Annotated in this window: 2 protein-coding genes; both read left to right on the forward strand. The window is 33.0% G+C overall.

All coding sequences use genetic code 11. The features are described 5' to 3' along the window. Window positions 1–980: polyprenyl synthetase family protein (locus tag CKF58_RS07385; RefSeq protein WP_119532499.1), on the forward strand; the 980-nt coding region annotated here is incomplete at its 5' end. Between the two features lie 73 nt (window positions 981–1,053). Then, window positions 1,054–1,719 carry an epoxyqueuosine reductase QueH gene (locus CKF58_RS07390; RefSeq protein WP_342767836.1) on the forward strand — a complete coding sequence of 222 codons (666 nt, stop codon included), beginning with the start codon at window positions 1,054–1,056 and terminating at the stop codon, window positions 1,717–1,719. The last annotated feature ends 323 nt before the right edge of the window (window positions 1,720–2,042 follow it).

Genomic DNA, 2,042 nt, shown 5'->3' on the forward strand with positions numbered 1-2,042 from the left:
ATATGCAACTTAGTCAAATAATAGATTTAATCAAAGATGATCTACTTGCAGTAAATAAAGAATTAACTGCATATACTCGTAGTGATATAGATTTAATTAATCAAGTTTCAGAATATATCATAAATTCTGGAGGCAAAAGAGTAAGGGTAATTCTTACTTTATTATTTGCCCAATTACTAGAGCTCGAAAATAAAGAAGATGCTGCAAAGATAGCTTCAATTACAGAATTAATCCATACAGCGACCATTTTACATGATGATGTAGTAGATGATTCATCTATGCGTCGTGGTAACCCAACTGCTAATAAAATGTTTAACAATCCTGCAGCAGTTTTAGTTGGTGATTTTGTTTATACTCGAGCTTTCCAGATGATTGCTAAGTATCGCAATCCTGATTTAATGTCATTATATACAGATGCTGTAAACGTTATTTCCGAGGGAGAGGTTAGACAGCTTATTAATTTAGGCGACCTTTCAATTGATGAACAAAGGTATTTTGAAGTTATCTATAGTAAGACAGCTCGCTTATTCGAAGTTTGTTGCCATGCTATAGCAATGCTTAAATATCCTAACGATCCTGAAAAGCAACAACACTTGGCAAAATTTGGTACTTATATAGGTACGGGGTTCCAAGTGGTTGATGATATGATCGACTACTTATCAGCTAAAGAAGAATCAGGTAAATCACGTGGTGATGATTTAGCAGAGGGGAAGCCGACCTTACCTCTTATTAGATTAAGAGAAGTAGGAAATGAAGTTGATAAGCAGCTTGTTGAAGATATTATTATGCAGAAAAAAGGTAGAGAAGTATTAGATCTTGTAGTAGAAAGACTACAAGCTAATGACTGCTTTACTTATTGTAAACAAGCAGCTCTTGCTGAAGCACAAAAAGCTAAAGATATCATTAAAGATTTTACAGATAGCCCTGCTAAATTAGCATTAATGGCTTTAGTAGATCTTAGTGTTAGCAGAAATAGCTAAAGAAATTTAGAATATGAGTATTAATAATGTTACAAAAGACAATTCAGTAAACGTAAAAACATTACTGGATACAATGACAGGAAGAAAAAAGTTATCTTTACCAGAGGGTAAAAAGAGACTTTTATTACATTCATGCTGTGCTCCATGCTCAGGCGAGGTAATGGAAGCTTTAATGGCATCGGAAATACCTTTTACAATTTTCTTCTATAATCCAAATATTCACCCACTAAAAGAATATTTAATTCGTAAAGAAGAAAATGTTAGATATGCAGAAAAGCTAGGTATTCCTTTTATTGATTTTGACTATAACCGTAAAGATTGGTTTGACCGTACTCAAGGTATGGAGTGGGAACCCGAGCGTGGTATTCGTTGTACAGAGTGCTTTGATATGCGCTTTGAGGTAACTGCGAAATACGCTAGTGAAAACGGTTTTGATATTTTCACCAGTTGTTTAGGTATTAGTCGTTGGAAGGATTTCGATCAAGTTACAGATTGCGGTATTCGCGCTGCTGCTCCATATGAAAATGTGGATTATTGGGATTTCAACTGGCGTAAAGAAGGTGGATCACAAAGAATGATCCAAATTTCAAAACGTGAGGAGTTCTATAAGCAAGAATATTGTGGTTGTGTATATAGCTTACGTGATACCAATGCTTACCGTGAAAGAGTAGGTAAAGAAAAAATCAAAATTGGCGTTGAGTATTACACATTTGATAAAAACTCAAATGACTGTGTATAAAATTACGTAACTAATAATAGCAAAGAGGATTGGTTGTTATAGCCAATCCTTTTTCATACCTAAATAATTCTGACATAAAATATGGAAGAATATAAGGTTTGTAGTGGAATTAGTATCTAGTAAAGTAGATCATTAGTGTGCTTTATTCTTTTGATTATTAGTGTTTTTAATGGACAATAATTCATATAAAAAATAAAGGCAAAAAGTTTATAAAAATAATTTGCAATTTTTTATACTTATTTAGTTGTGCGTTTTCGAAAGAATAGGCGTAAAATAGTAGCGATTTTTTTGTTCAATATTTAGCATTTGTATAGCTATGACCC

The sequence above is a fragment of the Psittacicella hinzii genome (assembly GCF_003585935.1).
In the GTDB taxonomy this organism is placed as follows: domain Bacteria; phylum Pseudomonadota; class Gammaproteobacteria; order Enterobacterales; family Psittacicellaceae; genus Psittacicella; species Psittacicella hinzii.

What these genes read in the sequence shown, in the direction of transcription:
- CKF58_RS07390 (WP_342767836.1), top strand. Translation starts at nt 1,054, where the DNA reads ATGACAGGAAGAAAAAAGTTATCTTTACCAGAGGGTAAAAAGAGACTT.